The sequence below is a fragment of the Janibacter sp. Soil728 genome (assembly GCF_001428305.1).
In the GTDB taxonomy this organism is placed as follows: domain Bacteria; phylum Actinomycetota; class Actinomycetes; order Actinomycetales; family Dermatophilaceae; genus Janibacter.
On record NZ_LMRZ01000006.1, the window covers coordinates 220,219 to 243,004 of the forward strand.

Annotated in this window: 21 protein-coding genes and 3 tRNA genes; 8 read left to right on the forward strand and 16 right to left on the reverse strand. The window is 70.9% G+C overall.

Annotated features, from left to right (window positions below):
* The 3 genes from ASG73_RS14355 to ASG73_RS14365 all read left to right on the forward strand — a co-directional run bounded on the left by ASG73_RS14355 (window position 1) and on the right by ASG73_RS14365 (window position 3,194).
* Window positions 1-507 (forward strand): DUF5709 domain-containing protein, encoded by a 507-nt coding sequence (locus tag ASG73_RS14355; RefSeq protein ID WP_055996675.1) that lies wholly within the window; start codon window positions 1-3, stop codon window positions 505-507.
* The gene (locus tag ASG73_RS14360; RefSeq protein WP_055996678.1) at window positions 504-1,553 is read left to right on the forward strand and encodes an adenosine deaminase; all 1,050 of its coding nucleotides are present in this window, start codon (window positions 504-506) and stop codon (window positions 1,551-1,553) included. The genes ASG73_RS14355 and ASG73_RS14360 overlap by 4 nt, the downstream gene beginning before the upstream one ends.
* A 144-nt stretch (window positions 1,554-1,697) precedes the next feature.
* Entirely contained in the window at window positions 1,698-3,194 is a 1,497-nt protein-coding gene (locus ASG73_RS14365) for a S8 family peptidase (protein ID WP_235499467.1), read from the forward strand.
* A gap of 77 nt (window positions 3,195-3,271) precedes the next feature.
* Here ASG73_RS14365 and ASG73_RS14370 read toward each other — a convergent pair whose 3' ends face one another.
* The 8 genes from ASG73_RS14370 to ASG73_RS14405 all read right to left on the reverse strand — a co-directional run bounded on the left by ASG73_RS14370 (window position 3,272) and on the right by ASG73_RS14405 (window position 6,978).
* Window positions 3,272-4,345 (reverse strand): UDP-N-acetylmuramate dehydrogenase, encoded by a 1,074-nt coding sequence (locus tag ASG73_RS14370; protein ID WP_055996681.1) that lies wholly within the window; start codon window positions 4,343-4,345, stop codon window positions 3,272-3,274.
* On the reverse strand, window positions 4,345-4,779 hold the full coding sequence (locus ASG73_RS14375) for a MaoC/PaaZ C-terminal domain-containing protein (protein WP_055996684.1): 435 nt from the start codon (window positions 4,777-4,779) through the stop codon (window positions 4,345-4,347). Before ASG73_RS14375 ends, ASG73_RS14370 begins: the two co-directional genes overlap by 1 nt.
* Window positions 4,780-4,781: 2 nt before the next feature.
* Window positions 4,782-5,228, reverse strand: a complete 447-nt coding sequence (locus tag ASG73_RS14380; RefSeq protein WP_055996687.1) for an FAS1-like dehydratase domain-containing protein — start codon at window positions 5,226-5,228, stop codon at window positions 4,782-4,784.
* Between the two features lie 90 nt (window positions 5,229-5,318).
* Window positions 5,319-5,489: a 50S ribosomal protein L33 gene (gene rpmG, locus ASG73_RS14385; protein ID WP_055996690.1), complete on the reverse strand. Its 171-nt coding sequence runs from the start codon at window positions 5,487-5,489 to the stop codon at window positions 5,319-5,321.
* Between the two features lie 169 nt (window positions 5,490-5,658).
* Window positions 5,659-5,732 (reverse strand) — tRNA-Met (locus ASG73_RS14390).
* A 37-nt stretch (window positions 5,733-5,769) separates the two neighbouring features.
* A tRNA-Thr gene (locus ASG73_RS14395) sits at window positions 5,770-5,842 on the reverse strand.
* A 70-nt stretch (window positions 5,843-5,912) separates the two neighbouring features.
* On the reverse strand, window positions 5,913-6,350 hold the full coding sequence (locus ASG73_RS14400; protein ID WP_055996693.1) for an acyl-CoA thioesterase: 438 nt from the start codon (window positions 6,348-6,350) through the stop codon (window positions 5,913-5,915).
* Between the two features lies 1 nt (window position 6,351).
* Complete coding sequence (locus ASG73_RS14405; RefSeq protein WP_055996696.1) at window positions 6,352-6,978, reverse strand: DNA-3-methyladenine glycosylase I; 627 nt, start codon at window positions 6,976-6,978, stop codon at window positions 6,352-6,354.
* A 47-nt stretch (window positions 6,979-7,025) separates the two neighbouring features.
* Here ASG73_RS14405 and ASG73_RS14410 point away from each other — a divergent pair, with 47 nt between their 5' ends.
* The gene (locus tag ASG73_RS14410; RefSeq protein WP_055996700.1) at window positions 7,026-7,769 is read left to right on the forward strand and encodes a ParA family protein; all 744 of its coding nucleotides are present in this window, start codon (window positions 7,026-7,028) and stop codon (window positions 7,767-7,769) included.
* A gap of 115 nt (window positions 7,770-7,884) precedes the next feature.
* Window positions 7,885-8,544 carry a hypothetical protein gene (locus ASG73_RS14415; protein WP_055996703.1) on the forward strand — a complete coding sequence of 220 codons (660 nt, stop codon included), beginning with the start codon at window positions 7,885-7,887 and terminating at the stop codon, window positions 8,542-8,544.
* 82 nt (window positions 8,545-8,626) lie between these two features.
* Here ASG73_RS14415 and ASG73_RS14420 read toward each other — a convergent pair.
* A tRNA-Tyr gene (locus tag ASG73_RS14420) sits at window positions 8,627-8,709 on the reverse strand.
* A gap of 80 nt (window positions 8,710-8,789) precedes the next feature.
* Here ASG73_RS14420 and ASG73_RS14425 point away from each other — a divergent pair.
* Window positions 8,790-9,284: a YajQ family cyclic di-GMP-binding protein gene (locus ASG73_RS14425; RefSeq protein ID WP_055996706.1), complete on the forward strand. Its 495-nt coding sequence runs from the start codon at window positions 8,790-8,792 to the stop codon at window positions 9,282-9,284.
* An 82-nt stretch (window positions 9,285-9,366) separates the two neighbouring features.
* On the opposite strand, the gene ASG73_RS14430 is transcribed toward ASG73_RS14425, so the two are convergent.
* A complete protein-coding gene (locus tag ASG73_RS14430; RefSeq protein WP_055996709.1) occupies window positions 9,367-10,713 on the reverse strand; it encodes an MFS transporter in 1,347 nt (448 codons plus the stop codon).
* A gap of 103 nt (window positions 10,714-10,816) precedes the next feature.
* Between ASG73_RS14430 and ASG73_RS14435 the strand changes: the two genes are divergently transcribed.
* Together ASG73_RS14435 and ASG73_RS14440 are read left to right on the forward strand one after the other, a co-directional pair.
* Window positions 10,817-12,487: an AMP-dependent synthetase/ligase gene (locus ASG73_RS14435; RefSeq protein WP_055996712.1), complete on the forward strand. Its 1,671-nt coding sequence runs from the start codon at window positions 10,817-10,819 to the stop codon at window positions 12,485-12,487.
* Between the two features lie 10 nt (window positions 12,488-12,497).
* Window positions 12,498-13,094: a TetR/AcrR family transcriptional regulator gene (locus ASG73_RS14440; RefSeq protein WP_055996715.1), complete on the forward strand. Its 597-nt coding sequence runs from the start codon at window positions 12,498-12,500 to the stop codon at window positions 13,092-13,094.
* A 12-nt stretch (window positions 13,095-13,106) separates the two neighbouring features.
* On the opposite strand, the gene ASG73_RS14445 is transcribed toward ASG73_RS14440, so the two are convergent.
* Genes ASG73_RS14445 through ASG73_RS14470 form a run of 6 tightly spaced genes read right to left on the reverse strand, consistent with a single transcriptional unit; the run spans window position 13,107 to window position 22,774 of the window.
* Complete coding sequence (locus ASG73_RS14445; RefSeq protein ID WP_055996718.1) at window positions 13,107-14,780, reverse strand: AMP-binding protein; 1,674 nt, start codon at window positions 14,778-14,780, stop codon at window positions 13,107-13,109.
* A 15-nt stretch (window positions 14,781-14,795) separates the two neighbouring features.
* On the reverse strand, window positions 14,796-17,984 hold the full coding sequence (locus ASG73_RS14450; protein WP_055996721.1) for a carboxyl transferase domain-containing protein: 3,189 nt from the start codon (window positions 17,982-17,984) through the stop codon (window positions 14,796-14,798).
* Window positions 17,985-18,013: 29 nt separating this feature from the next.
* Window positions 18,014-19,210, reverse strand: coding sequence for an acetyl-CoA C-acyltransferase (locus tag ASG73_RS14455; protein ID WP_055996724.1), 1,197 nt, complete (start codon window positions 19,208-19,210; stop codon window positions 18,014-18,016).
* Between the two features lie 45 nt (window positions 19,211-19,255).
* Window positions 19,256-20,380: an acyl-CoA dehydrogenase family protein gene (locus tag ASG73_RS14460; protein ID WP_055996727.1), complete on the reverse strand. Its 1,125-nt coding sequence runs from the start codon at window positions 20,378-20,380 to the stop codon at window positions 19,256-19,258.
* Window positions 20,377-21,564, reverse strand: a complete 1,188-nt coding sequence (locus ASG73_RS14465) for an acyl-CoA dehydrogenase family protein (protein WP_055996730.1) — start codon at window positions 21,562-21,564, stop codon at window positions 20,377-20,379. The genes ASG73_RS14460 and ASG73_RS14465 overlap by 4 nt, the downstream gene beginning before the upstream one ends.
* Window positions 21,557-22,774 carry an acyl-CoA dehydrogenase family protein gene (locus ASG73_RS14470; protein WP_055996733.1) on the reverse strand — a complete coding sequence of 406 codons (1,218 nt, stop codon included), beginning with the start codon at window positions 22,772-22,774 and terminating at the stop codon, window positions 21,557-21,559. The genes ASG73_RS14465 and ASG73_RS14470 overlap by 8 nt, the downstream gene beginning before the upstream one ends.
* Between the last annotated feature and the right edge of the window lie 12 nt (window positions 22,775-22,786).

Consider the following 22,786-nt stretch of genomic DNA (forward strand, 5'->3'; position numbering starts at 1 on the left):
ATGTCCGAGCGCGAAGACCTTGACACCGACCTGACGAGCTACAGCCTCGACGACGAGGACCAGCTGCAGCCCGGCGACAGCCTCATGGGGGACGGGACCGGGCAGGAGGACGCGCTCGACGCCGGGTACTCACCGCCGGACTCCGCCCGGGGGTCCTACGCCCATGGCGTGACAGCAGCAGAGCAGCAGGTCAACGAGTCGATCGACGAGCGCCTGAAGCAGGAGCAGCCCGACCCCGCGACCGACGAGGAGGACCCGGGGCGTCGCGGCTCCGACCGGGTCGGCGGCGACGACCCCGACTCCATCGCGGCCGAGGACGACTGGATCGGCGACAGCGAGGTCGGCGACGCCCGCGCAGGGCGGCTCGTCAGCCCCGACGAGGGCAGCCACGAGGACCGCGATGACCAGGCCTGGGGCCGCGACGTGGGTGTCGACGGCGGCGCCGCCTCCGCCGAGGAGGCGGCCGTCCACATCATCGGCAACGACGACAACGGGGACTCCGCCTGAGCGCCGCGGCCCGGGACCTGAGGGCACTGCCCAAGGCGCACCTGCACCTGCACTTCACGGGGTCCATGCGGGTCGAGACCGTGCGCGACATGGCACTCGGCCACGGGATGCGGCTGCCGGACTCCCTTCGCGGCGCCTATCCCCCACGGCTGTCCGCCGCTGACGAACGCGGATGGTTCCGCTTCCAGCGTCTCTACGACGCCGCACGACACTGCGTGCGCGGTGAGGCCGACATGCGGCGCATCGTGCGTGAGGCGGCGCTGGACGACGGCGCCGAGGGGTCGCGCTGGCTGGAGATCCAGGTCGACCCGACGTCGTACGCCCCCTTCGTCGGGGGGATCACGCCCGCGATGGAGATCGTGCTCGACGAGGCGCGCTCGGTGAACGCGACCGCGGACGAGACCGGCTCGGCCCGTGTTGGCGTCCTCATGGCCGCCAGCCGCATCCGCCACCCGCTCGAGGCCCGCACGCTCGCCCGGTTGGCGGCCCAGCACGCCGGGCGCGGCCCGGAGGGCGTCCTGGGCTTCGGTTTGTCCAATGACGAGCGGCGCGGCTTCACACCGGACTTCGCGCAGGCCTTCCGCATCGCGGAGCGAGCCGGGCTGGCACTCGTCCCCCACTCCGGGGAGCTCCTCGGTCCCGACTCCGTCGCCGAGACGCTCGAGGTGCTCCGACCCGACCGCCTCGGCCACGGCGTACGCAGTGTGGAGGACCCGCGCGTGCTGGACGCGATCGTCGAGGCCGGGGTCGCTCTCGAGGTCTGCCCCGGGTCCAATGTCTCCCTCGGCGTCTACCGCGAGGCACCCGACGTGCCGCTGCGCACCCTCGTCGAGGCAGGCGCGACCATCGCGCTCGGTGCCGACGACCCCCTCCTCTTCGACTCGCGGCTGCTCGACCAGTACGAGACGGCACGCACGGTCCACGGTCTCGACGACGCCGAGATCGCGAGGCTGGCACGTGATTCCTTCCGGGCGAGCCGGGCACCGCAGGTCGTCGTGGACGCGGCGATGGCGGACATCGACGCGTGGCTGGCCGCCCCCGCCTGACCCGCCCATCCGGCGTGCGAGCGGCAAGACCGCAGATTGTGTGGCGTTCATCCTGCGGGGCGGCGATCCTTCTGCCACCATCGGGCCCAACGCGCGCGGATTCCCTGCCGCCGCGTCACGTCACACAGGCACAAAGGAGTGCACATGACCACCCGCATGAGGCCCCGCACGGCCCGTCTCGCGGCCACCGCCGCGATCCTCGGGCTCGGCGTGATCGGCGCCCAGTCCGCCACCGGCGCGACCCAGGACGAGCCGACCTCGACACCCGTACCCATCTCGACCCCCGAGGGCCAGGTGTCGAGCTATGTCATCAACACCACGACCGCCAACCCCGGTCAGGTCCGCAAGGCCGAAAGAGCGGTGACCGCCGCCGGCGGCGTCGTGGTGCAGTCCTGGCCGCAGATCGGCGTCGTCGTCGCCCACTCGACCGCAGCCGACTTCCGCACCGCCGTGGCAGCCAAGGCCAACAACGCCATCGAGTCCGTCGGGCCGACCCGCTCCGTCGCAGTCAGCGAGGGCACTCCTGAGAGCGTCCAAGCCCCATGGGGACCGGGCAAGGGCCAGCTGAAGACGTCCGTCACCAAGAAGGGCGACATCTCCGAGGGCACGGCCGCGACCACGACCGACCCGCGCGAGGGCGAGCAGTGGGACATGCAGATGATCAACGTGCCGCAGGCGCACACGATCACGACCGGTTCTCCTGACGTCACCGTCGGCGTCCTCGACTCCGGCATCGACCCCGACCACCCGGACCTGGTCAACCAGATCGACCGGGCCAACTCGGTCGGCTGCACCAATGCCGGCCAACCCGCGACCGGCGAGGACGCGTGGGCCCCGACGACGAGCGACCACGGCACCCACGTCGCCGGCACGATCGGCGCCGAACGCAACGGCGTCGGCATCGTCGGCATCGCACCCGGAGCCAAGATGGCCTCGGTCAAGGTGGTCAACGACGACGGGTTCATCTACCCCGAGTACGCGGTCTGCGGCTTCATGGAGGCCGGCCTCAAGGGCATGGACGTCACCAACAACAGCTATTACGTCGACCCCTTCGAGTTCTGGTGCGGTGACCAGCCGGAGCAGGCACCCGCTCTGGAGGCGGTGCGTCGTGCCGTCGAGTGGTCGACCGACCAGGGCGCCGTGCACGTCGCGGCTGCGGGCAACAGCGCGTACGACCTGTCGGACAAGACGACCAACGACTCCAGCCCCAATGACGCCGAGGTGCAGACCGATCGCGTCATCAACAGCTCGTGCAAGGACATCCCGACCGAGCTGGACGACGTCCTGACCGTGTCCTCCATCGACCGTCAGGGCGCTCTGTCGTACTTCTCCAACCGTGGCCTCGGCTCGATCGACGTGGCGGCACCCGGCAGCTCCATCCTGTCGACCGTCGTCAGGAACAACGGCTACGGGACCAAGAGCGGCACCTCGATGGCGTCGCCGCACGTCGCTGGGGTCGCTGCCCTGATGAAGTCCGCGCACCCGACGTGGGGCCCGGACAGGATCGCCGGTGAGCTGCGCTCCCAGGCCACGGACACCCCGTGCTCGACGACCACCCGTGGCGCCGAGTGCGTCGGTACCCCGCAGGAGAACTCCTACTACGGCGACGGCATCGTCGACGCCTACGCGGCGGTCCGCTGACCGGACGCGCACGGATGACGAGGGGCCACGGTCGATGTCGACCGTGGCCCCTCGTCATGGTGAAGGGAGTCCGGCGGCTACAGCGCGTGGCCGACGAAGACCGGCTCGTTGACGAGCGTGACGCCGAAGGCCTCATGCACCCCGTCGCGCACCTCGCGGGCGAGAGCGGCGACATCGCCGGCCGTGGCGCTGCCACGGTTGGTCACCGCGAGCGTGTGCTTGGTCGACAACGCGGCCGGCCCCGGCATCCGGTGCCCCTTGCCGAAGCCCGCCTTGTCGATGAGCCAGGCGGCGCTCGTCTTGGACTGCCCCTCCCCTGCCGGGAAGATCGGCGGGACCGGCCCAGCGGGACCGAGTCGCCGGGCGGCCCGCTCCACGAGGGCGTCCATCTGTGCCGAGGGGAGGATCGGGTTGGTGAAGAAGGAACCACAGCTCCACGTGTCGTGGTCGCTCTCGTCGAGGACCATGCCGCGGTTGCCGCGCTGGACGAGCACGGCCTCGCGGGCCGCTGCGAGCGGCACCTGCTCCCCCTGCTCGACGCCGAGCTGGCGGGCCAGGTCGGCGTAGGCCACGGGCTCGGACAGCCCACCGCGCCCCAGCTCGAAGGTCACCTCGAGGACGACGTGGCGTCCCGACTGCTTGAAGAGCGAGTGCCGGTAGGTGAACTCGCACTGCGCGTTGTCGAAGCTGACCTGCTGCTGCTCCTGACGGTCCCAGACGAGCACCCGGGTGATGGTCTGCGCGACCTCCTGCCCGTAGGCACCCACGTTCTGCACCGGGGTCGCTCCGGCCAGCCCGGGGATCCCGGACAGGGCCTCGACACCCGACCAGCCCTCGGCCACAGCACGTGCGACGACCTCGTCCCAGACCTCGCCGGCCGCGACCGTGACGATGACCCGGTCCTCGTCCTGGGACTCGACGCGCACCCCCTTCGTCGCGATGCGCACTACGGTGCCGCGGAAGCCCTCGTCCGCGATGACCAGGTTGGAGCCACCCGACAGGACCAGAAGGGGGGTCCCCGCCCAGTCCGCGGAACGCACGGCGTCGACGATCTCGTCACGGGTCTCAGCGGTGACGAGGGTGTCGGCCGGTCCGCCGACACGCATGGTGGTGAGCGGCGCCAGCGAGGCGCCGTGCGAGGTGGTCGCCATCAGTCGAGCTGGACGACGGCGCGACAGCGACCGAGGACCTTGTCGCCGCCGCAGGTCACGGTCAGCTCGACGGTCGCCTGCTTGCTCTCGGGGTCGGTCTTGGTGACCTTGCCCGTGACCTCGAGCTGGGCGCCTCCGTCGTGGGGGACGACGACCGGCTTGGTGAAGCGGGTGCCGTAGTCGATCACCCGGCCGGCGTCGCCGACCCAGTCGGTGACGACCTGGACGGCGGCGCCCATGCTCCACATGCCGTGGGCGATGACATCGGGCAGCCCGACTGCCTTCGCGGTGCGCTCGTCCCAGTGGATGACATTGCGGTCGCCGGAGGCACCCGCGTAGTGCACGAGGTGAGCCCTGGTGACGGGGATCGAGCGCTCCGGAAGGGCCTCCCCTTCGCTCACCTGCGAAAACTGACGCACGGTCTGCTCGCTCATGCTCACTCCCCTCCTCGCACGACGATCGTCGACAGGCTCGTCGCGACCGGCTGGTCCTGGGCGTCGATGATCTCGCTGCGCATGGTCACCATCTGGTGGCCGCCGGCCGCGCGGATCGCGTCGATGTGCAGGACGCCTCGCAGCTCGTCCCCCGCCACGATCGGCCGGTGGTGGGCGAAGCGCTGCTCTCCGTGGACGACGCGGGTGTAGTCGACCCCGGCCTCGGGGTCCGCCACGAACTGGGCGTCGGTGCGCTGCCCGGGAATCACCGCGAAGGTGGGCGGGGCCACCAGGTCGGCGTAACCGGCGGCACGGGCGGCCTCGACGTCGTGGTGGATCGGGTCGACGGCGCCCACCGCGTCAGCGAAGTCGCGGATGTGCTCACGCCCGACGGCGAAGGGCGGGGTCGGGTCGTAGCTGCGCCCCTGGAAGTCCTCGTTCACGGCCATGGAGCCAGTGTAGGCAGGAGCAGTGCATACGACGAGCGGCCGCCGAGCAGATGCTCGGCGGCCGCGTCGTGGTGGTGCGGGGTGCTGGACTCAGCGGGTCTCGCGGTGCGGGGTGTGCGCGCGGCACCGGTTGCAGAACTTCGCGAGCTCGATGCGGTCCGGGGTGTTGCGGCGGTTCTTCTTGGTGATGTAGTTCCGCTCCTTGCACTCCGTGCACGCCAGGGTGATCTTGGGACGGACGTCGGCGCTCTTGGATGCCACGGTAAGAACCTGCTCTCAGACACTTCGGGTGGTACTCGCCTGCGCCGGTCTGCGCTGGGCGGGAGGTGCGTGTGGTGCTGCAGCCCTAGGGCACAGCACGGCGACGCACAAGAATAGTCCACGGGACGCCTCCACCGGAAATCGGCGGCTCGTTCTCCGCGGCACTGCGTAGCGGGAGCGGGACTCGATCCCGCGACCTCACGATTATGAGTCGTGCGCTCTAACCAGCTGAGCTACCCCGCCGTGACGACCGACCCACGCCAGGCGCCGGTCGAACGAGAGCCCCCTGTCGGAATCGAACCGACGACCTCTTCCTTACCATGGAAACGCTCTACCGACTGAGCTAAGGGGGCGGGGTCCACCGAGTGCTTCGCAGCGCTTCGGTGAACAACCTCGGGAGAGATTACACGGCAGAGTGCCCGGTCATGAAATCGGGCCGGTGACGAGCTCCTCGAGGGATGCCCGCAGGGCCTGAGGGACCGCCGACGGACGCCGGGTGACGGCGTCGACGAACACGTGCGCGGAGGTCGCGAGCGCCACCAGCTCACCGTCGCTGGCCCGCACGAGCGCGCACTCCCACCGCACGCTCGAGCGCCCGACGGACAGCGCCCGCAGCCCGACCTCGAAGACGTCCGGGTAGGACATCTCGGCGAGGTAGCGGCAGCCCGTCTCCGGGATGAGGTTGATCGTGTCGCCGCCCTGCGCCACGTCGAAGTCGTGCGCCTTGAGCCAGTTGTTGATGGTCGTGTCCATCACCGAGTAGTGCACGGCGTTGTTGACGTGACCGAACTGGTCGTTGTCGCTCCACCGGGTGGGGACGCTCACCCAGTGCGGATAGAGGTCACGCTCGAGGTCGCTCATGTCAGACATCCTGCACCGGCGCGCCGTCCGGTCGCCACACACCCGACGAGCCGCGCCGGTGGCTGTCCAGCAGGTGCGTGTCGACGACGCCGACGGCTTCCATGAGGGCATGGGCCGTCGTCGGGCCGACGAAGGCGAAGCCGCGCCTCTTCAGCTCCTTGGCCAGGGCCTTGGACTCCTCGGAGGTCGTCGGGACGTCGGCGAAGGTCCGTGGCATGGGGGTGCGCGCCGGACGGAAGGACCAGACGAGGTCCGGCAGTCCACCATCGTCACGAAGGGAGAGGGTCGCGCCGGCATTGCGGATCGTCGCCTCCACCTTGGCCCGGTTGCGCACGATCCCGGCGTCAGCCATGAGCCGCTCGACGTCCCGCTCGTCGTAGGCGGCGACCCGGTCGGGGTCGAAGCCGTCGAAGGCCGCCCGGAAGTTCTCCCGTTTGCGCAGGATCGTCGCCCAGGACAGCCCGGACTGGAAGGCCTCGAGGCTCAGCCGCTCGAAGAGCCCACGCTCGTCGCGCACGGGCATGCCCCACTCGGTGTCGTAGTACTCCCGCAGCAGGTCACCATGGGCTCCGCGTCCGTCAGCCCATGCCGGCCTCGCCAGCCCGTCCTCGCCCACGGTCACGTCCATGCCTGCATCGTGCCCCACGGCGCCGTGCCAGGTGCGAGCATGTGCGCATGAAGATCATTGCCTCGTACAGCATCAAGGGTGGGGTGGGGAAGACGACCGCCGCAGCCAACCTCGCCTGGCTCGCCGCGAGCGAGGGGCGGCGCGTCCTGCTGTGGGACCTCGACCCTCAGGGCGGCTCCACCTGGCTCTTCAAGGTCAAACCCAAGGTGAAGGGGGGCGGCGAGGCGCTCGTGGCCGGCAAGCTCGATCTGGCCGACGCGATCAAGTCGAGCGACTTCGACAACCTCGACGTGCTGCCCTCCGACTTCTCCTACCGCAACCTCGACCTGCTGCTCGATGCCGAGAAGAAGCCGACGCGCACGCTGGGTCAGCTGCTCGACGGCTTGTCCAAGAAGTACGACCTCGTGGTCCTCGACTGCGCCCCGAGCGTCTCCCTCGTGTCGGAGAGCATCGTCCGCGCGGCCGACCTCGTCCTCGCCCCGGTCATGCCCTCGCCCCTGTCGATGCGCACCCTGGACCAGCTGCGCGAGTTCATCGACGACACCAAGGGCAAGTCGCCGAAGCTGCTCGCCTTCCTGTCGATGGTCGATCGCCGCCGGCGACTGCACAAGGACCTCGTCGAGGAGCTCCCCGGCTCACGCCCTGATGTCGCCAAGACCTTCATCCCGGCGGCGAGCGCGGTGGAGCAGATGGGCGTGCACCGTGCTCCGATCGTCCAGTGGCAGCCGCGCTCGGCAGCGGCCATCGCCTATCAGGACCTGTGGCGCGAGGTGCGCAAGCGCCTGAAGTGACCTCGGCCACGACCGCGGAGCGGGCCCGGGTGTGACCTGACCAATCCGACCTCGCCGTCGGCGACGAACACTGGTCACAGGTCCGCGACGCGGACCAGCGACAAGGGAGTCCGCCATGAAGTTCCGCCTGATCAGTCTCGCCGCCGTCGTCACCGCCTCGACCTTCGCGGCCGCCGGCGCCGCAGTCGCCGCGCACGACACCAACCCGTCCGCGAAGGTCGCGTCCTACTCCTACGGGCTGACCGCCGTCCAGGCCGGCAGCGTGCCCGGCTCTGCGGCCCAGGGCAGCACCCGCATCACGTCCTTGCCCAACGGCAAGGTCCGCGTCCAGGTCACGGCTGATGGACTCGCACCCGGGCTCCCCCACGCGATGCACCTGCACGGCGTCGACGGCCCCGAGAAGGACATGGCCTGCCCCGGGTCGACTGCCGACGCGGACGGCGACGGCTACGTCTCCGTGCCCGAGGGCGCCCCCTTCTACGGCGGCATCCTCGCCTCCCTGACCACGAGCGGCCCGACCGACGCCGGCCACGCCCTGGACCTGGCCCACTTCGCCACCGCCGACGAGGACGGCCGTCTGGAGTACAGCCGCACCTTCACCAACGCCAGCGCGCTGGCCAACGCCGACACCGTGCAGGTCGTCGTCCACGGCATCGACGTCAACGGCAGCGGGACCTACGACCTCGCGGGTGCGGGCGAGGCTCCCCTCGTGCCCGGCTCGGGCGTCCCCTTCGAGGCGACCATGCCCGTGCTGTGCGGGGGTGTCGCCAACTGACCCGCGCACTGCGGCCGCCACAGCCCCACACCTCATGACGAAGGCCCCCGGGATGATTCCCGGGGGCCTTCGTGCACGTGGGTGGCAGGTGAAGGATTCGAACCTTCGTAGGGATAACCCGACGGATTTACAGTCCGTTTCCATTGGCCGCTCGGACAACCTGCCGTGTGCGTCTGGAAGGATAGCAAGCAGACCACCCTCTCGCGCAATTCCCAGCACAACCTCCCCGAAGGAGCCCGCAGGACATGGCCAACAGCAGCTTCGACATCGTCAGCAAGGTCGACCGCCAGGAGGTCGACAACGCGCTCAACCAGACCGCCAAGGAGGTCTCCCAGCGCTACGACTTCAAGAACGTCGGAGCGTCCATCGAGTGGAGTGGCGACAACATCGTCATCAAGGCCAACTCGGCCGAGCGCGTGCTCGCCGTCGTCGACGCCTTCGAGTCCAAGCTCATCCGTCGTGGCGTCTCGTTGAAGAACATCGACTTCGGTGAGAAGGAGCCACAGCTCTCCGGCAAGGAGTACATCCTCTCGGGGCCCACCAAGGAGGGCATCGACCAGGACAACGCGAAGAAGATCTCCAAGATCATCCGCGACGAGGGACCCAAGGGGATCAAGCCGCAGATCCAGGGCGACGAGCTGCGGGTCACCGGCAAGTCGCGCGACGAGCTCCAGGAGATCATCGCGCTGCTCAAGGGCAAGGACCTGGACGTGGCGCTGCAGTTCGTCAACTACCGCTGACCGACGACGAACCGGCCGTGGCGACCTCGTGGTCACCACGGCCGGTTCGCCGTCTCGGCCGCGCCGGGCCGGCCGGCAGACGTCACACGGCGGGGATCGCCTCGACCTCGGGCTCCTCCTCGGCGCGCGTGCGGTCGTGCCGGGCGAGCGTCCTGCCCAGCAGGGGCACGCAGAGCAGCCCGAGCAGGGTCGCCGCGACGAGCACCCACAGGCCGGAGGACGGCGATCCGGTCGCCTCCTCGGTCAGGCCGAAGGCGTAGGGCCCGACGAAGCCACCGGTGAGCCCGATGGTGTTGACGAAGGCCAGGCCGGCCGCAGCCGCCACGCCACCGAGTCGTGCCATGAGCACGGACCAGTAGAGCGGCTGCACGCCGACGATGAAGAGCATCGTCACGCTGAGGATGACCATCTTGGCCACCGGGTTGTCGACCGCGATGAAGACGAGCGCGAAGACGATGGCCGCGGCCGTCGTGATGGCGATGAGCGGCACCTCGCGCCCCGGGTTGCGCCTGAGGATCCGGGGCACGACGAGGACCCCGACGACGGCACCGATGCCGACGACACCCGAGATGAGCCCGATCATGAAGCTGTCGGTCACGTCCATCGCCTCGACGATCGAGGGGACGAAGAAGATGACGCCGTACGTGGCGATCTGGTTCATGAAGTAGATCGCGGCGACGGTCAGCAGGAAGGGCTTGGACATCGCATTGCGGATGATCGCCCCGGGGCTCTCGACGTGCGCCTCCTCCCCCACGGCGCGGCGGGTGAGCTCCGCGGCCTCGTCGGCGTCGAGCCAGCTCGCCTTGGCCGGCGAGTTGGGCAGCACGAAGAAGATGAAGATGCCGAGCAGGACGGTCGGGATGCCCTCGAGGACGAAGAGCCACTGCCAGCCCTGCAGGCCCGCGACACCGTCCAGCTTCATCAGCGCACCACCGATGGGGTTGGCGACGATGAAGGCCACCGACGACGCGGTGAGGATGAGGCCGACGACCGTCGCGCGGTCCTTCTGGGCGAACCACGTCGTGATGAGGTACATGATCCCCGGGTAGAGGCCAGCCTCGGCCGCACCGAGGAGCAGGCGCAGGACGTAGAAGACCGTCGGGCTGGAGACGAACATCATCGCCATCGTGATCAGGCCCCAGGTGACGGCGATGCGGCTGATCCACACCTTCGCCCCGACCTTGTGCAGCACCAGGTTGCTCGGCACCTCCAGCGCGGCGTAGGTGATGAAGAACAGGCCTGCTCCGAGCCCGTAGGCGGCCGCGTCGATGCCGGCATCCAGCTCGAGCGAGGTCTTGGCCAGACCCACATTGGTCCGGTCGACGAAGGCCATGAAGTAGGCGGCCATCAGCACGGGCACGAGGCGCACGAAGGCCTTCTTCGTCGCCCGCGCGTGCAGGCGGTCCGACGCCGTTGTCGGTGAGGTCATCTGGGTCTCCCATATTTGAATGACGATTCAAGTCATATTTGAACTTGGATTCATATACGTGTCAAGGGACACATTCCGACCGGTTGGTCGGTAGCCTGCACAGATGGCCGACGCGACCACCCCGAAGACCCTGTCAGCACTGCCCTTCGCCTGCTCCGAGGCCTTCGGCGAGGCGCCCGCCCAGGCCTCCCGCCGGGCGGACGGGACGTGGCCGACCGTCTCGTTCCGCGAGATGGGCACCGTCGTCGACGAGCTGGCCCGTGGCCTCATCGCACTGGGCATGGTCCCCGGCGACCGGGTCGCCGTGCTCGCCGACACCCGACCGGAGTGGATGCAGGTCGCCTACGCGATCGCGGCCGGCGGCGGGATCATCGTGCCGATCTACGCGACCAACAGCCCCGAGGAGTGCCACTGGGTCCTCGAGGACTCGGGAGCGCGGATCGTGGTCTGCGAGGACGCCGCCCAGGTCGCCAAGGTGCGAGGCGTGGCCGACGACCTCGACGCGCTCACCCACGTCCTGGCCATCGACCCGGTCCCCGACGAGATCGACCTCGCGGGCCTGCGGTCCCGGGGGCGACAGGTGCCCGCGACCGAGCGCGCAGCCCGGACCGACGCCGTGGACGCCGGCGACGTCGCCGTCATCATCTACACCTCGGGCACGACCGGCCGCCCCAAGGGGTGCGTGCTCACCCACGACAACCTCATGTCCTGCGCCCGGCAGACCGCAGAGCTCGGCATCGTGACGAGCGAGGACTCCACCTATCTCTTCCTGCCGCTGGCGCACGTCTACGCGCAGACGCAGAATGTCACCGCCCACGCCCTCGGCAGCTGCGTCTCCTACGCCTCCGCCGGCCCGGCACAGGTCATGCAGGACCTCGCCGAGGTGCGGCCCACCTGCTTCCCCTCCGTCCCGCGGATCTACGAGAAGGTCCACGCCGCCTTCGCCGGGGCACCGCGCACCGACGCGGTCCTCGCCCGCGTGCGCGGCGCCTTCGGCGGCCGGATCCGGGTGGCGATCTCGGGTGCTGCCCCCATCGCCGGCGAGGTCCTCGAGTTCTTCCATGCCGCCGGGGTACCCGTCTACGAGGGTTATGGCCTGAGCGAGTCCACCGCCTTCGGCACGGTGAACCTGCCGGACGCCACCCGCCTCGGGACCATCGGCCGTCCCATGCCCTTCGGCGAGGTGCGGGTCGCCGACGACGGCGAGCTGCAGCTGCGCGGGCCGCACGTCTTCGCCGGGTACTGGCGCAACCCCGAGGCGACGGCCGCCTCCTTCACCGACGACGGCTGGCTGCGCACCGGCGACATCGGCGAGATCGACGCCGACGGCTACGTGCGGATCACCGGTCGGATCAAGGACATCATCATCACCTCGGGCGGCAAGAACATCGCGCCCGCCGTCTTCGAGAACGAGCTGCGGCAGTCCCCCTTCGTGTCGCACGTCGTCATGCACGGTGACCGGAGGCCCTACCCCGTCGCCCTGATCACGCTCGACCAGGACCAGGTCGGCCCGTGGGCGCGCGAGGAGGGCCTGCCCGACGACCCGGCCGGGCTCAGCGAGCACCCACGGCTGCTGGAGCGCATCCAGGCGGACGTCGACGCGGCCAACGCGCACCTGGCCCGGGTCGAGCAGGTCAAGCGCTTCGCGGTCCTGCCCACGGACTTCTCCCCCGAGACCGGCGAGCTCACCGTGACGCTCAAGCTGCGCCGCTCGGTCGTCGAGTCCCGCTACGCGCACGTCCTCGATGCCCTCTACGCGACGACCGATTCGTAGACTCCGCCCCATGGCCACGCAGCCGAGGACCCGCATCTCGGGGGCGAGCGTCCCGGACCTCGTGCTCGCCGCCGCCACGCGGCTCTTCGCCCAGCAGGGCTTCGAGGCCACCTCGGTGCAGCAGATCGTCGACGCGGCGGGCGTGACCAAGGGCGCGATGTACCACTACTTCTCGTCCAAGGACGAGCTGCTCACGGCCAGCTACCGCCAGCTGCTCGACCGCCAGCTGGAGCACCTCGTCGAGATCTCCGGGCGCGACCTGCCCGTCGTCGAGCGCCTGCGGCTGATCGCCGAGGTCCTCGTGCTCACGACCCTGGCCGACCTCGATCGGGCCACGGCCTTCCACAACTCGATGCACCTGCTCAGGGCGCCCTCGCGCACGACGATCCGCGAGCAGCGACGCACCTTCCGGCGCACCTTCGAGGACGTCGTCCGGGAGGGCATCGCCTCGGGTGAGCTGCGCGAGGACCTGTCGGTGGACCTCGTGATGTTCAACTTCATGGGCGCCATCGGGTACCTGACCGTGTGGTTCACCCCCGACGGCCCCCGCACACCGGACGAGGTCGCGAGCGCCTACGGCGACATGCTCATCGCCGCGCTCGTCTGACCGCGCCCCGCGTCAGCCTCGCGCCGCGACGACCTCGCCCGCGCGAGCGAGCAGCTCGGCCTTGCGGATCTTGCCCGTGTCGGTCATCGGGAAGTCCTCGACCACCTCGACGAGCGGCACCTTGTAGGTCGCCATCTGCCCGCTGGCCCAGGCCTCGAGGTCGGCGGGGGTGGCGCCCCCTTCGCCCAGGCTGACGAAGGCGACGGGTCGCTGCCCGCTGTCCTCGTCCTCGGCCGGCACCACCGCGACGGACGCGATGTCGGGGTGGCCGGCGAGGATCATCTCGACCTCGGCCGGGAAGACGCTCATCCCCTTGACCTTGATGAGGTCCTTGCTGCGGGCGAGGTAGTGCAGGCACCCGTCGTCGTCGAGGTAGCCGGTGTCACCGGTGTGCAGCCAGCCGTCACGCAGCTGCTCGGCGCTGGCGGCCGGGTTGCGCCAGTAGCGGGTCATGATCGACGGGCTGCGCAGGAGGATCTCGCCGGACTCGCCGAAGCCCATCGGCTCGGCGGTCGCCGGGTCGACGACGACCACGTCGGTGCCGGGCACGGGCAGGCCGCAGAAGACCGGCTCGCTGAGCAGGTCGTGGTCGCCCTCGTGGAAGCCGTAGGGCACGACGTCGACGGTGTGGCTCTCGGTCATGCCGTAGGAGCCCTCACGCAGGACCGACCCCGCGCCGACCGCCTCGGACCAGCGGCGCCGCACGTCGGGCGTGAGCTTGCGGACGAAGGACATCGCCATGGGTGCGGTGAAGGAGGTCAGGTCGCGCTCGGCGATCCCCGGCAGCGCGAGGATGTCGAGGTAGCTCTCGACCGTGGCGGCGGTCATCGTCACCCGGTGGCGCTCGACGAGGTCGACGACGGTGGCCGCCTCCCAGCGCTCGAGGAGCACGGTCGTGCCACCCATGACGAGCGGGATGAGGATGCCCAGGTCCTCCCCCGCGATCCAGAAGACCGGGATGAAGCACAGCGAGACGATCTCGGTGCCGACGAGCCCGTTGGCCCCCGCCGCGCTGACCGCCGTGTAGACCATGTGCCGCTGGGTGTGCTCGCAGCCCTTGGGCAGACCGGTGGTGCCTCCGGTGTAGTTGAGCGCGGCGAGCGCCTCGAGGTCACGCGCCGGCTCGACGAGGGGCTGCGCCGTCACGGTGTCGGACCAACGCACCACCTCGACCCCCGCGACGGAGGGAAGGGGGTCCCCCTCACCTCCCAGGACCACCACCGTGCGAACCCGGGTCTGCGCCGCTGCGTCGCAGAGGCGTTGCGCCAGAGGGGCGCTCGTGACCACGACGCTGGCGTCGCTGTCGCCGAGCTCGTGCACGAGCTCGGCGTGCTGGAACATCGGGTTGATCGGGACGTGCACGCAGCCGGCCCGCAGCGTGCCGAGGAAGGCCACGACGAACTCGGGGACATTGCCCAGGTGGACACCGACGCGATCGCCGGGGGCCACCCCCTTCGCCCGCAGCCAGCCGGCCCACCGCGCGTGGCGGTCGGCGAGCTCGCGGTAGCTGGTGACGACGTCGTCGTGGACGACGGCCGCACGCTCGGGCTGGCGCCGTGCCCACTCGTCCAGGTACTCCGGGACGGCGCGCTCCCCGAGGGGGTGGACGACGTCACGAGGCAGGCCCGCGGGGCGCACCCGCTCCTGCCGTCGCCGGATCTCGTCGAGGTGCTGGGTCAGGTCCATGTGCGCTCCCTTGCGTCACCAGGTGTCGATGTAGCGGGCCGGCCGCTCGGCCGGGACCGCGCCCGCCATGGCCGTGAGGATCCAGCGGCGGGTGTCCACCGGGTCGATGACGTCGTCGAGCTCGACGACCGCGGCGGCGTTGACCGCACGGCCCCGCTCGTAGAGGTCGTCGAGCAGCCACTGCTCGAGCGCACGACGCTCCGTCGGGTCGGCCACCGCCTCGAGCTCCCGGCGGAAGCCGAGCCGGACCGCGCCCTCGAGGCCCATGCCACCCACCTCGCCGGTCGGCCACGCCAATGTCGCGGCGGGCCGGTGGAAGCTGCCCGCCGCCATGGCCTGCGCGCCGAGCCCGTAGGCCTTGCGCAGGACGACGGTGACGATCGGCACCCGCAGGTGCGCGCCGATGACGAAGAGCCGGGCGAAGTGGCGCACGGTCGCCGTGCGCTCGTGGTCCGGGCCGACCATGAAGCCCGGGGTGTCGCACAGGGACACCACGGGCAGTCCGTGGGCGTCGCACAGCTGGAGGAAGCGGGCGAGCTTGTCGGCCGCCGGGGCGTCGATGGCGCCGCCGAGGTGGCGCGGGTTGTTGGCGACCAGGCCCATCGGTCGGCCCTCGATGCGCACGAGGGCGGTGACGACACCGGGCGCGAAGCCAGCGCGCAGCTCGAGGACGGAGTCCTCGTCGGCGAGCGTGTCGATCGCCGCGTGGATGTCGTAGGCGCGCACCCTGCTCTCCGGCACCACGTGGCGCAGTGCCCGCTGGTCGGCCGCGGTCCACTCGTCGTGGACGCCCTGGAAGTAGCCGAGGTAGCGCCTGGCCACCGCGACGGCATCGGCCTCGTCGTCGACGACCACGTCGACGACGCCGTTGCTCCCCTGGACCTCGATCGGCCCGACCTCCTCGGGGGCGAAGACGCCGAGGCCGCCGCCCTCGATCATCGCCGGACCGCCCATGCCGATCGTCGAGTCACGCGTGGCGATGATGACGTCGCAGCAGCCGAGCAGGGCCGCGTTGCCCGCGAAGCAGCGCCCCGCGGCGATGCCGACCGTCGGGACGAGCCCGCTGAGGCGGCCCATCGTCGCGAAGGTCGGCACGTCGAGCCCGCTGGCCACCGTGGTGTCGGTGTCGCCGGGGCGACCGCCACCCCCTTCGGCGAAGAGGACGACGGGCAGGCGCTGCCGCTCGGCGATCTCGAGCAGGCGGTCGGTCTTCTTGTGGTTGAGGTAGCCCTGCGTGCCCGCCAGGACCGTGTAGTCGTAGGCCAGGACGGCGCACCGCGTGTCCTGCGCCGGCACCGAGGTGATCCGCCCGATCCCGGTGACGATGCCGTCGGCCGGGGTGGTGGCGATGAGCTCCTCCTCGCTGCGGCGGGCCCGCTGCGCGGCGACCGCGAGGCCTCCGTACTCGACGAAGCTGCCCTCGTCGACGAGGTCGGCGATGTTTTCCCGCGACGTCCGGTGCCCGCGGGCATGGCGCTTGGCCACCGCCTCGGGGCGCGCCTCGTCGAGACGCCGGTCGCGACGTTCGAGCAGGCGGGTCAGGTCGGGTCGCTCCGCGCCGAGGTCGGGGCCGTCGTCCACCGCACCGGCGGTCTCCTGCTCCGACGAAGGGAGCAGCCGCACCAGGAGGTCGTCCGGCGAGGTGCTCGCCCCGGGTCGGGTCCGCACGGACGTGACGGTGCCGGAGACGGGGGCCGGGACGAGGTGCTCCATCTTCATCGCCTCGACGACGACGAGCGGGGTGCCGGCGGTGACCTGCTGGCCCTCCTCGACGAGCACGGCGACGACGCTGCCGGCCATCTCGGAGCGGACCTCGCCGCCCTCGTCGGTCGGGGTCGTGGCCTGCGTGAGGCCGGCGTCGTCGAACCACCGGGTCGTGAGCTGCCAGCCCGCGAGGTCCTCGTGCTCGAGGAGGGCCCGCAGCACGGGCAGGTTGGTCTCGACCCCACCGATGCTGCACTCGGCCGCGGCCAGGCGCGCCTTGTCGAGGGCGCCGGTGAGCCCGCCGTGGCTGTGGGTGATGACCTTGGCGACGAGCGAGTCGAAGGAGCCGTCGACGCGGGTGCCCTCGACGAGATGGGTGTCGACGCGAACCCCCGGGCCGGTCGGCAGCGCGAGACCGGCGACGACCCCGTGCGCCGGCAGTGCCTCACCGCTGCTGCCCGTGCGCTCGGCCGCGATGCGCAGCTCGACGGCGCAGCCGGTGACGGTCGGCGGGGTCCCGAGGCCGAGGTCCGCGAGCTCGTGACCCTGCGCGATCCGCAGCTGGGTGAGGACGAGGTCGACACCGGTGACCATCTCGGTGACCGGGTGCTCGACCTGCAGGCGCGGGTTGACCTCGATGAACCACCACCGGGTCGGGTCATCGGCGTCGAGGAGGAACTCGACGGTGGCGAGCCCGCGGTACCCGCTGCCCTCGACCAGACGGATCGCCGCGGCGTGCAGGTCCGTGCGCACCCCCTGCGGCAGGTCGGGAGCCGGGGCGATCTCGAGGACCTTCTGGAAGCGCCGCTGGACCGTGCAGTCACGCTCGCCCAGATGGGTGACCGCGCCGGTCGCGTCGGCCACGACCTGGACCTCGACGTGCCGCGCCCGCTCGACGTACAGCTCGGCGAAGAGCGCGCCGGAGCCGAAGCTGCGCTCCGCCTCGGAGCGGGCGCGCTCCCACGGCTCGACGAGCGAGGCGCCGGCGGGCACGGCGCGCATGCCGCGGCCGCCACCGCCGGCCGCCGCCTTGACCATCACGCCGGCCGGGAGCTGCTCCCGCGCGAAGGCCGCGGCCTCCTCCTCGGTGACACCGACGGGCGTGGCCGGCAGGACCGGCACGCCCACCCGCTCGGCGGCCGCGCGGGCACTGCCCTTGTCGCCGAAGAGCTCGAGGAGGTCGGCGTCGGGGCCGACGAAGGTCACGCCGGCCTCGACGCAGGCCCGGGCGAGGACCGGGCTCTCGCTGAGGAAGCCGTATCCCGGGTGGAGCAGCCCGCACCCGTGCTCGGTCGCCCCCGCTAGGAGGGAGGCGGCGTCCAGGTAGGCCGCCGCCCCCTCGCCGGGGAGCACGTGGACGCCGGTCGCCAGGCGGGCCGCCGACGAGTCGGCCTCCGCGCGGGTGACGGCGACGACGACGTCGAGGCCGGCCTCCCGGGCCGCCCGCACGATGCGGACGGCGATCTCACCACGGTTGGCGACGAAGACGGACTCGGGCACGGGTACTCCTCGTGGTGGGTGGCGGTGGGTCAGAAGATCTCGAAGAGGCCAGCGGCTCCCTGGCCACCACCGATGCACATGGTGACCACGCCGTACTTCGCGCCGCGACGCTTGCCCTCGATGAGGACGTGACCGGCCATGCGCGCACCGCTCATGCCGTAGGGGTGGCCGATCGAGATCGCGCCACCGTTGACGTTGTACTTCGCCGGGTCGATGCCCAGGTGGTCGCGGCAGTAGAGCGCCTGGACCGCGAAGGCCTCGTTGAGCTCCCACAGGCCGATGTCGTCGACGCTGAGCCCGTGCTGCTTCAGCAGCTTCGGCACCGCGGCAATGGGACCAATGCCCATCTCGTCCGGCTCGACGCCGGCGACGGCCATCCCGCGGAAGGCACCGAGCGGGGTCAGGCCACGACGCGAGGCCTCGGCGGCCTCCATGATCACGGCGGCGGAGGCGCCGTCGGACAGCTGCGAGGCATTGCCGGCGGTGATCGAGAAGCCCTCCGTGCCGTCCTTGGCCAGGACGGGGTTGAGCTTGGACAGGTCGGCGAGGACCGTGCCGGGGCGGTTGCCCTCGTCCTTGGCGAGGGTGACCTCCTTCGAGCTGACCTCACCGGTGGCCTTGTCCTTGACGAGCATCGTCGACGTCAGGGGCACGATCTCGTCGTCGAAGGCGCCGGCCTCCTGCCCTGCGGCCGTGCGGCGCTGGGACTCGAGCGCGTACTCGTCCTGCTGCTCGCGGCTGACGCCGTAGCGCTTGGCGACGACCTCGGCCGTCTCGAGCATCGACATGTAGGTCGCCGACACGTGCTCCACGAGCCAGGGGTCCTGGGCTCGGTAGGTGTTCATGTGCTCGTTCTGCACCAACGAGATCGACTCGACGCCACCGCCGACGGCGATGTCCATGCCGTCGAAGAGGACCTGCTTGGACGCGGTCGCGATGGCCATGAGGCCGCTCGCGCACTGGCGGTCGACGGACATGCCGGCGACGGACACCGGCAGGCCGGCGCGCAGCGCGGCCTGGCGTCCGATGTTCATGGCCGTGGCACCCTGCTGGAGGGCGGCGCCGACGACGACGTCCTCGATCTGGGCGCCCTCGACACCGGCGCGCTCGACCGCGTGACGGATCGCGTGGCCGATGAGCTCCTGGGGCTGGGTGTCGTTGAAGGCGCCGCGGTAGGCGCGGCCGATCGGGGTACGGGCGGTGGAGACGATGACTGCTTCGCGCATGGTCACTCCTGGTGGTCGAAGGGGGTGTGGGGTCGAGTCTGTCGGTCAGCTGGCGGGCAGGTCCACGAGGACCGCCAGGTCGCTGCGGTGGCGGTCGGGCGTGCCGAGGGCGAGCTGGTCGGCCTTGGCCCGCTTGAGCCGGGTGTGCACGGGCGCCTCCCAGGTCATCCCGATGCCGCCGTGCAGCTGCAGGGCCTCCTCCGCGGCGCGGACGGCCGCGTCGGAGCAGAAGGCCTGGGCCACGGCCTGGGCGATCTGCTGCTCCGCTGCTCCCTGAGGTGCGACGGAGTGGGTCCCACGCGCCGCGTGGGCGCCTCGAAGGTCGCCGTCGGCGAGCGTGCCGGCAGCCTGTCGGGCCGCCGCCTGTGCGCTCACGAGCAGCAGGTAGAGGTCGGCCAGGCGGTGCTTGATCGCCTGGAAGGAGCCGATCGGGCGGGCGAACTGCACCCGCGTCTTGGCGTACTCCACGGTCGTCTCGAGGCACCACTGGGCCAGGCCCAGCTGCTCGGACGCGAGCAGCGCGGCGCCCGCCGCGAGCGCGGCGTCGACGGCCGCCTCGGCCCCTGCGCCAGAGGCGATCTCGTCCCCCTGGCCGGTCACGGTCACGCGGGCGAGCGGACGGGTCATGTCGAGGGAGACGATCGGCTCGAGCTCGACCTCGTCACGGCCGTACGCGCGAAGGGAGGTCCCTCCCCCTTCGCCAGTGGTGGGGACGAGGAAGAGGTCGGCACCCAGCGCACCGGCGACCGGCTCCGCACTCCCCGACACCGCCGACCAGGCACCTCGACGGGCGGTCCAGGGCAGCACGAGGACCGCGGTGCGCTCGCCAGAGGCGAGCGTCGGCAGGTGCTGCTCGTCCCCCGCCTGGAGCAGAGCGGTCGTCGCGATGACGGCGCTGGTGAGGAAAGGCACGGGTGCGACCGCACGGCCGAGCTCCTCGAGGACGACGGCCGCCTCCCGTGCGCCCGCGCCGACGCCGCCGAGCGACTCGGGGACGAGCAGACCGGCCAGGCCGAGCTGACCGGCGAGCGCCTGCCACAGCGCGCTCACGTCGGTGTCCGGCTCGTCGTAGAGGCGGGCAGGCAGACCCTCGTCGAGGGAACGCTGCAGGGTCGAGCGGACGCTGGAGCGCAGCGACTCCTCGACATCGGTGTAGAGGAGATCGGTCATCGCGGCACGTCCTTGAAGGGGATGCCCTTGTCGGGGCGGTGGTCCGGGGGCAGGCCGAGCACGCGCTCGGCGACGATGTTGCGCATGATCTCGCTGGTGCCACCCTCGATCGAGTTGCCCTTGGCGCGCAGGTAGCGGAAGCCTGGGCCGTGGCCGAGGAAGGAGCCGCCCTCGGGGCGGACCATCGTCCAGTCGTGGTAGGTCAGGCCCTCCTCGGGAGCGAGCTCGAGAGCGAACCCCGTGACCTGCTGGGCCTGCTGGGCGAAGGCCAGCTTCATCGCCGAGCTCTCGGGCCCGGGCTGTCCGGCCTCGAGGCCCTGCCGCAGCCGCTCGCCGGCGAGGCGGGTCACCTCGGTCTCGACCCACCACTGCATGAGCTCGGTGTGGTTGCCGGGCGTGCGCACGGAGGGATCGGTGCGCCAGCGCTCGGTGACCAGACCGATCTGGCCGGCCTCGCGGTCGTTGCCGGCGCTGATGGCGACCCGCTCGTTGTTGAGCGTCGTCGTCGCGACCTTCCACCCCTCGCCGACGGTGCCCACACGGTTGTGGTCGGGGACGCGCACCCCGGTGAGGAAGACCTCGTTGAACTCGGCCTCGCCCGTGATCTGACGAAGGGGGCGGATCTCGATCCCCGGGTCCCTCATGTCGACGAGGAAGTAGGTCAGACCCGCGTGCTTGGGCACCGAGGTGTCCGTGCGGGCGACGAGGATGGCGAAGTCGGCGTTGTGCGCGCCGGAGGTCCACACCTTCTGACCGTCGACGACCCACTCGTCACCGTCCGGGACCGCGCGGGTGGCGACGGCCGCCAGGTCGGAGCCGGCACCGGGCTCGCTGAAGAGCTGGCACCAGATCTCGGTGCAGGCGAAGAGCGGCCGCAGGTAGCGCTCCTGCAGCTCCTGGGAGCCGAAGGCCAAGATCGTGGGCGCGGCCATGCCGAGCCCGATCGAGTTGCGTGCGAAGTCCGGTCGCGGTGCGCCGGCGGCCTCGAGCCGCTCGTCGACCTCGACCTGACGGCCACGAGAGAGACCCAGGCCCCCACGGCCCTGCGGGAAGTGGACCCACGCGAGGCCTGCGTCGTACTGGGCGCCAAGAAATATGGCAGGGGGTGTCGTCTCGGGGTCGTGGCTCGCGAGGAGGTCGTCGACCCGCTGCTGCAGGTCAGGACTCTGCTGCTGATCAGACATGTGTCGTCCTCCGTCGGATCTCGTGGCGGGCCAGCGCATTCTTGTGGACCTCGTCGGGGCCGTCGGCGAAGCGCAGGGTACGCACCTGGGCGTACCACTCGGCGACCGGGAAGTCCTGGCTCAGTCCGCCGGCACCGTGGACCTGGACGGCCTTGTCGAGGATCCACTCGACGGTCGCCGGCGCGGCGATCTTGATCGCCTGGATCTCCGTGTGGGCGCCCTTGTTGCCGACTGTGTCCATCAGCCAGGCGGCCTTGAAGGTGAGCAGCCGCAGCTGCTCGATCCGCACGCGCGACTCCGCGATCCAGTCACGGATCACGCCTTGCTCCGACAAGGGCTTGCCGAAGGCGACGCGGCTGGCTGCGCGGTCGATCATCAGCTCCAGCGAACGCTCGGCGATGCCGATCAGGCGCATGCAGTGGTGGATGCGACCGGGGCCGAGCCGGGCCTGGGCGATGGCGAAGCCGCTGCCCTCCTCGCCGATGAGGTTGCTCACCGGGACCCGCACGTCGGTGAAGTCGATCTCGGCGTGGCCGCCGTGGTCCCGGTCGTCGTACCCGAAGACCTTCATCCCGCGACGCACGTCCACACCGGGGGTGTCCCGCGGCACGAGGATCATCGACTGCTGCTTGTGACGATCTGCCGAGGGGTCCGTCTTGCCCATGAGGATGAGCACCTTGGCATTGGGGTTCATCGCGCCGGAGATGTACCACTTGCGGCCGTTGATGACGTACTCGTCACCATCGCGCACGATCGAGGTCTCGATGTTGGTCGCGTCGGAGCTGGCCACCCGCGGCTCGGTCATGGCGAAGGCCGAGCGGATCTCGCCGGCGAGCAGGGGCTGGAGCCACTGCTCCTTCTGCTCGTCGGTGCCGAACATGTTCAGCACCTCCATGTTGCCGGTGTCCGGCGCCGCGCAGTTGGTCGCCACGGGGGCGATGTGCAGGCTGCGCCCGAGGATCTCGCACAGCGGCGCGTACTGCAGGTTGGTCAGGCCGGCGCCGTCCTCACCGGGGAGGAAGAGGTTCCACAGACCCTGGCTGCGCGCAGCCTCCTTGGCCGGCTCGATGATCGGCGGCGGCGACCAGCGGTCGGGGGCGGTGTCGATCTGCTCCTGGAATGTCGCCTCGATGGGGTAGACGTGCTCGTCCATGAAGGCGGTGAGCTGCTCTTGCAGCTCGGTGGTCCTGGCGTCCAGCGTGAAGTCCACGGGTCGCTCCCT

Excerpts from the sequence above, each read along its gene's own strand:
- ASG73_RS14355 (WP_055996675.1), top strand. The coding sequence starts at position 1 with ATGTCCGAGCGCGAAGACCTTGACACCGACCTGACGAGCTACAGCCTC.
- ASG73_RS14365 (WP_235499467.1), top strand. The coding sequence starts at position 1,698 with ATGACCACCCGCATGAGGCCCCGCACGGCCCGTCTCGCGGCCACCGCC.
- ASG73_RS14370 (WP_055996681.1), bottom strand. The coding sequence starts at position 4,345 with ATGGCGACCACCTCGCACGGCGCCTCGCTGGCGCCGCTCACCACCATG.
- ASG73_RS14375 (WP_055996684.1), bottom strand. The coding sequence starts at position 4,779 with ATGAGCGAGCAGACCGTGCGTCAGTTTTCGCAGGTGAGCGAAGGGGAG.
- ASG73_RS14380 (WP_055996687.1), bottom strand. The coding sequence starts at position 5,228 with ATGGCCGTGAACGAGGACTTCCAGGGGCGCAGCTACGACCCGACCCCG.
- ASG73_RS14400 (WP_055996693.1), bottom strand. The coding sequence starts at position 6,350 with ATGAGCGACCTCGAGCGTGACCTCTATCCGCACTGGGTGAGCGTCCCC.
- ASG73_RS14405 (WP_055996696.1), bottom strand. The coding sequence starts at position 6,978 with ATGGACGTGACCGTGGGCGAGGACGGGCTGGCGAGGCCGGCATGGGCT.
- ASG73_RS14410 (WP_055996700.1), top strand. The coding sequence starts at position 7,026 with ATGAAGATCATTGCCTCGTACAGCATCAAGGGTGGGGTGGGGAAGACG.
- ASG73_RS14415 (WP_055996703.1), top strand. The coding sequence starts at position 7,885 with ATGAAGTTCCGCCTGATCAGTCTCGCCGCCGTCGTCACCGCCTCGACC.
- ASG73_RS14425 (WP_055996706.1), top strand. The coding sequence starts at position 8,790 with ATGGCCAACAGCAGCTTCGACATCGTCAGCAAGGTCGACCGCCAGGAG.
- ASG73_RS14430 (WP_055996709.1), bottom strand. The coding sequence starts at position 10,713 with ATGACCTCACCGACAACGGCGTCGGACCGCCTGCACGCGCGGGCGACG.
- ASG73_RS14435 (WP_055996712.1), top strand. The coding sequence starts at position 10,817 with ATGGCCGACGCGACCACCCCGAAGACCCTGTCAGCACTGCCCTTCGCC.
- ASG73_RS14440 (WP_055996715.1), top strand. The coding sequence starts at position 12,498 with ATGGCCACGCAGCCGAGGACCCGCATCTCGGGGGCGAGCGTCCCGGAC.
- ASG73_RS14445 (WP_055996718.1), bottom strand. The coding sequence starts at position 14,780 with ATGGACCTGACCCAGCACCTCGACGAGATCCGGCGACGGCAGGAGCGG.
- ASG73_RS14455 (WP_055996724.1), bottom strand. The coding sequence starts at position 19,210 with ATGCGCGAAGCAGTCATCGTCTCCACCGCCCGTACCCCGATCGGCCGC.
- ASG73_RS14460 (WP_055996727.1), bottom strand. The coding sequence starts at position 20,380 with ATGACCGATCTCCTCTACACCGATGTCGAGGAGTCGCTGCGCTCCAGC.
- ASG73_RS14465 (WP_055996730.1), bottom strand. The coding sequence starts at position 21,564 with ATGTCTGATCAGCAGCAGAGTCCTGACCTGCAGCAGCGGGTCGACGAC.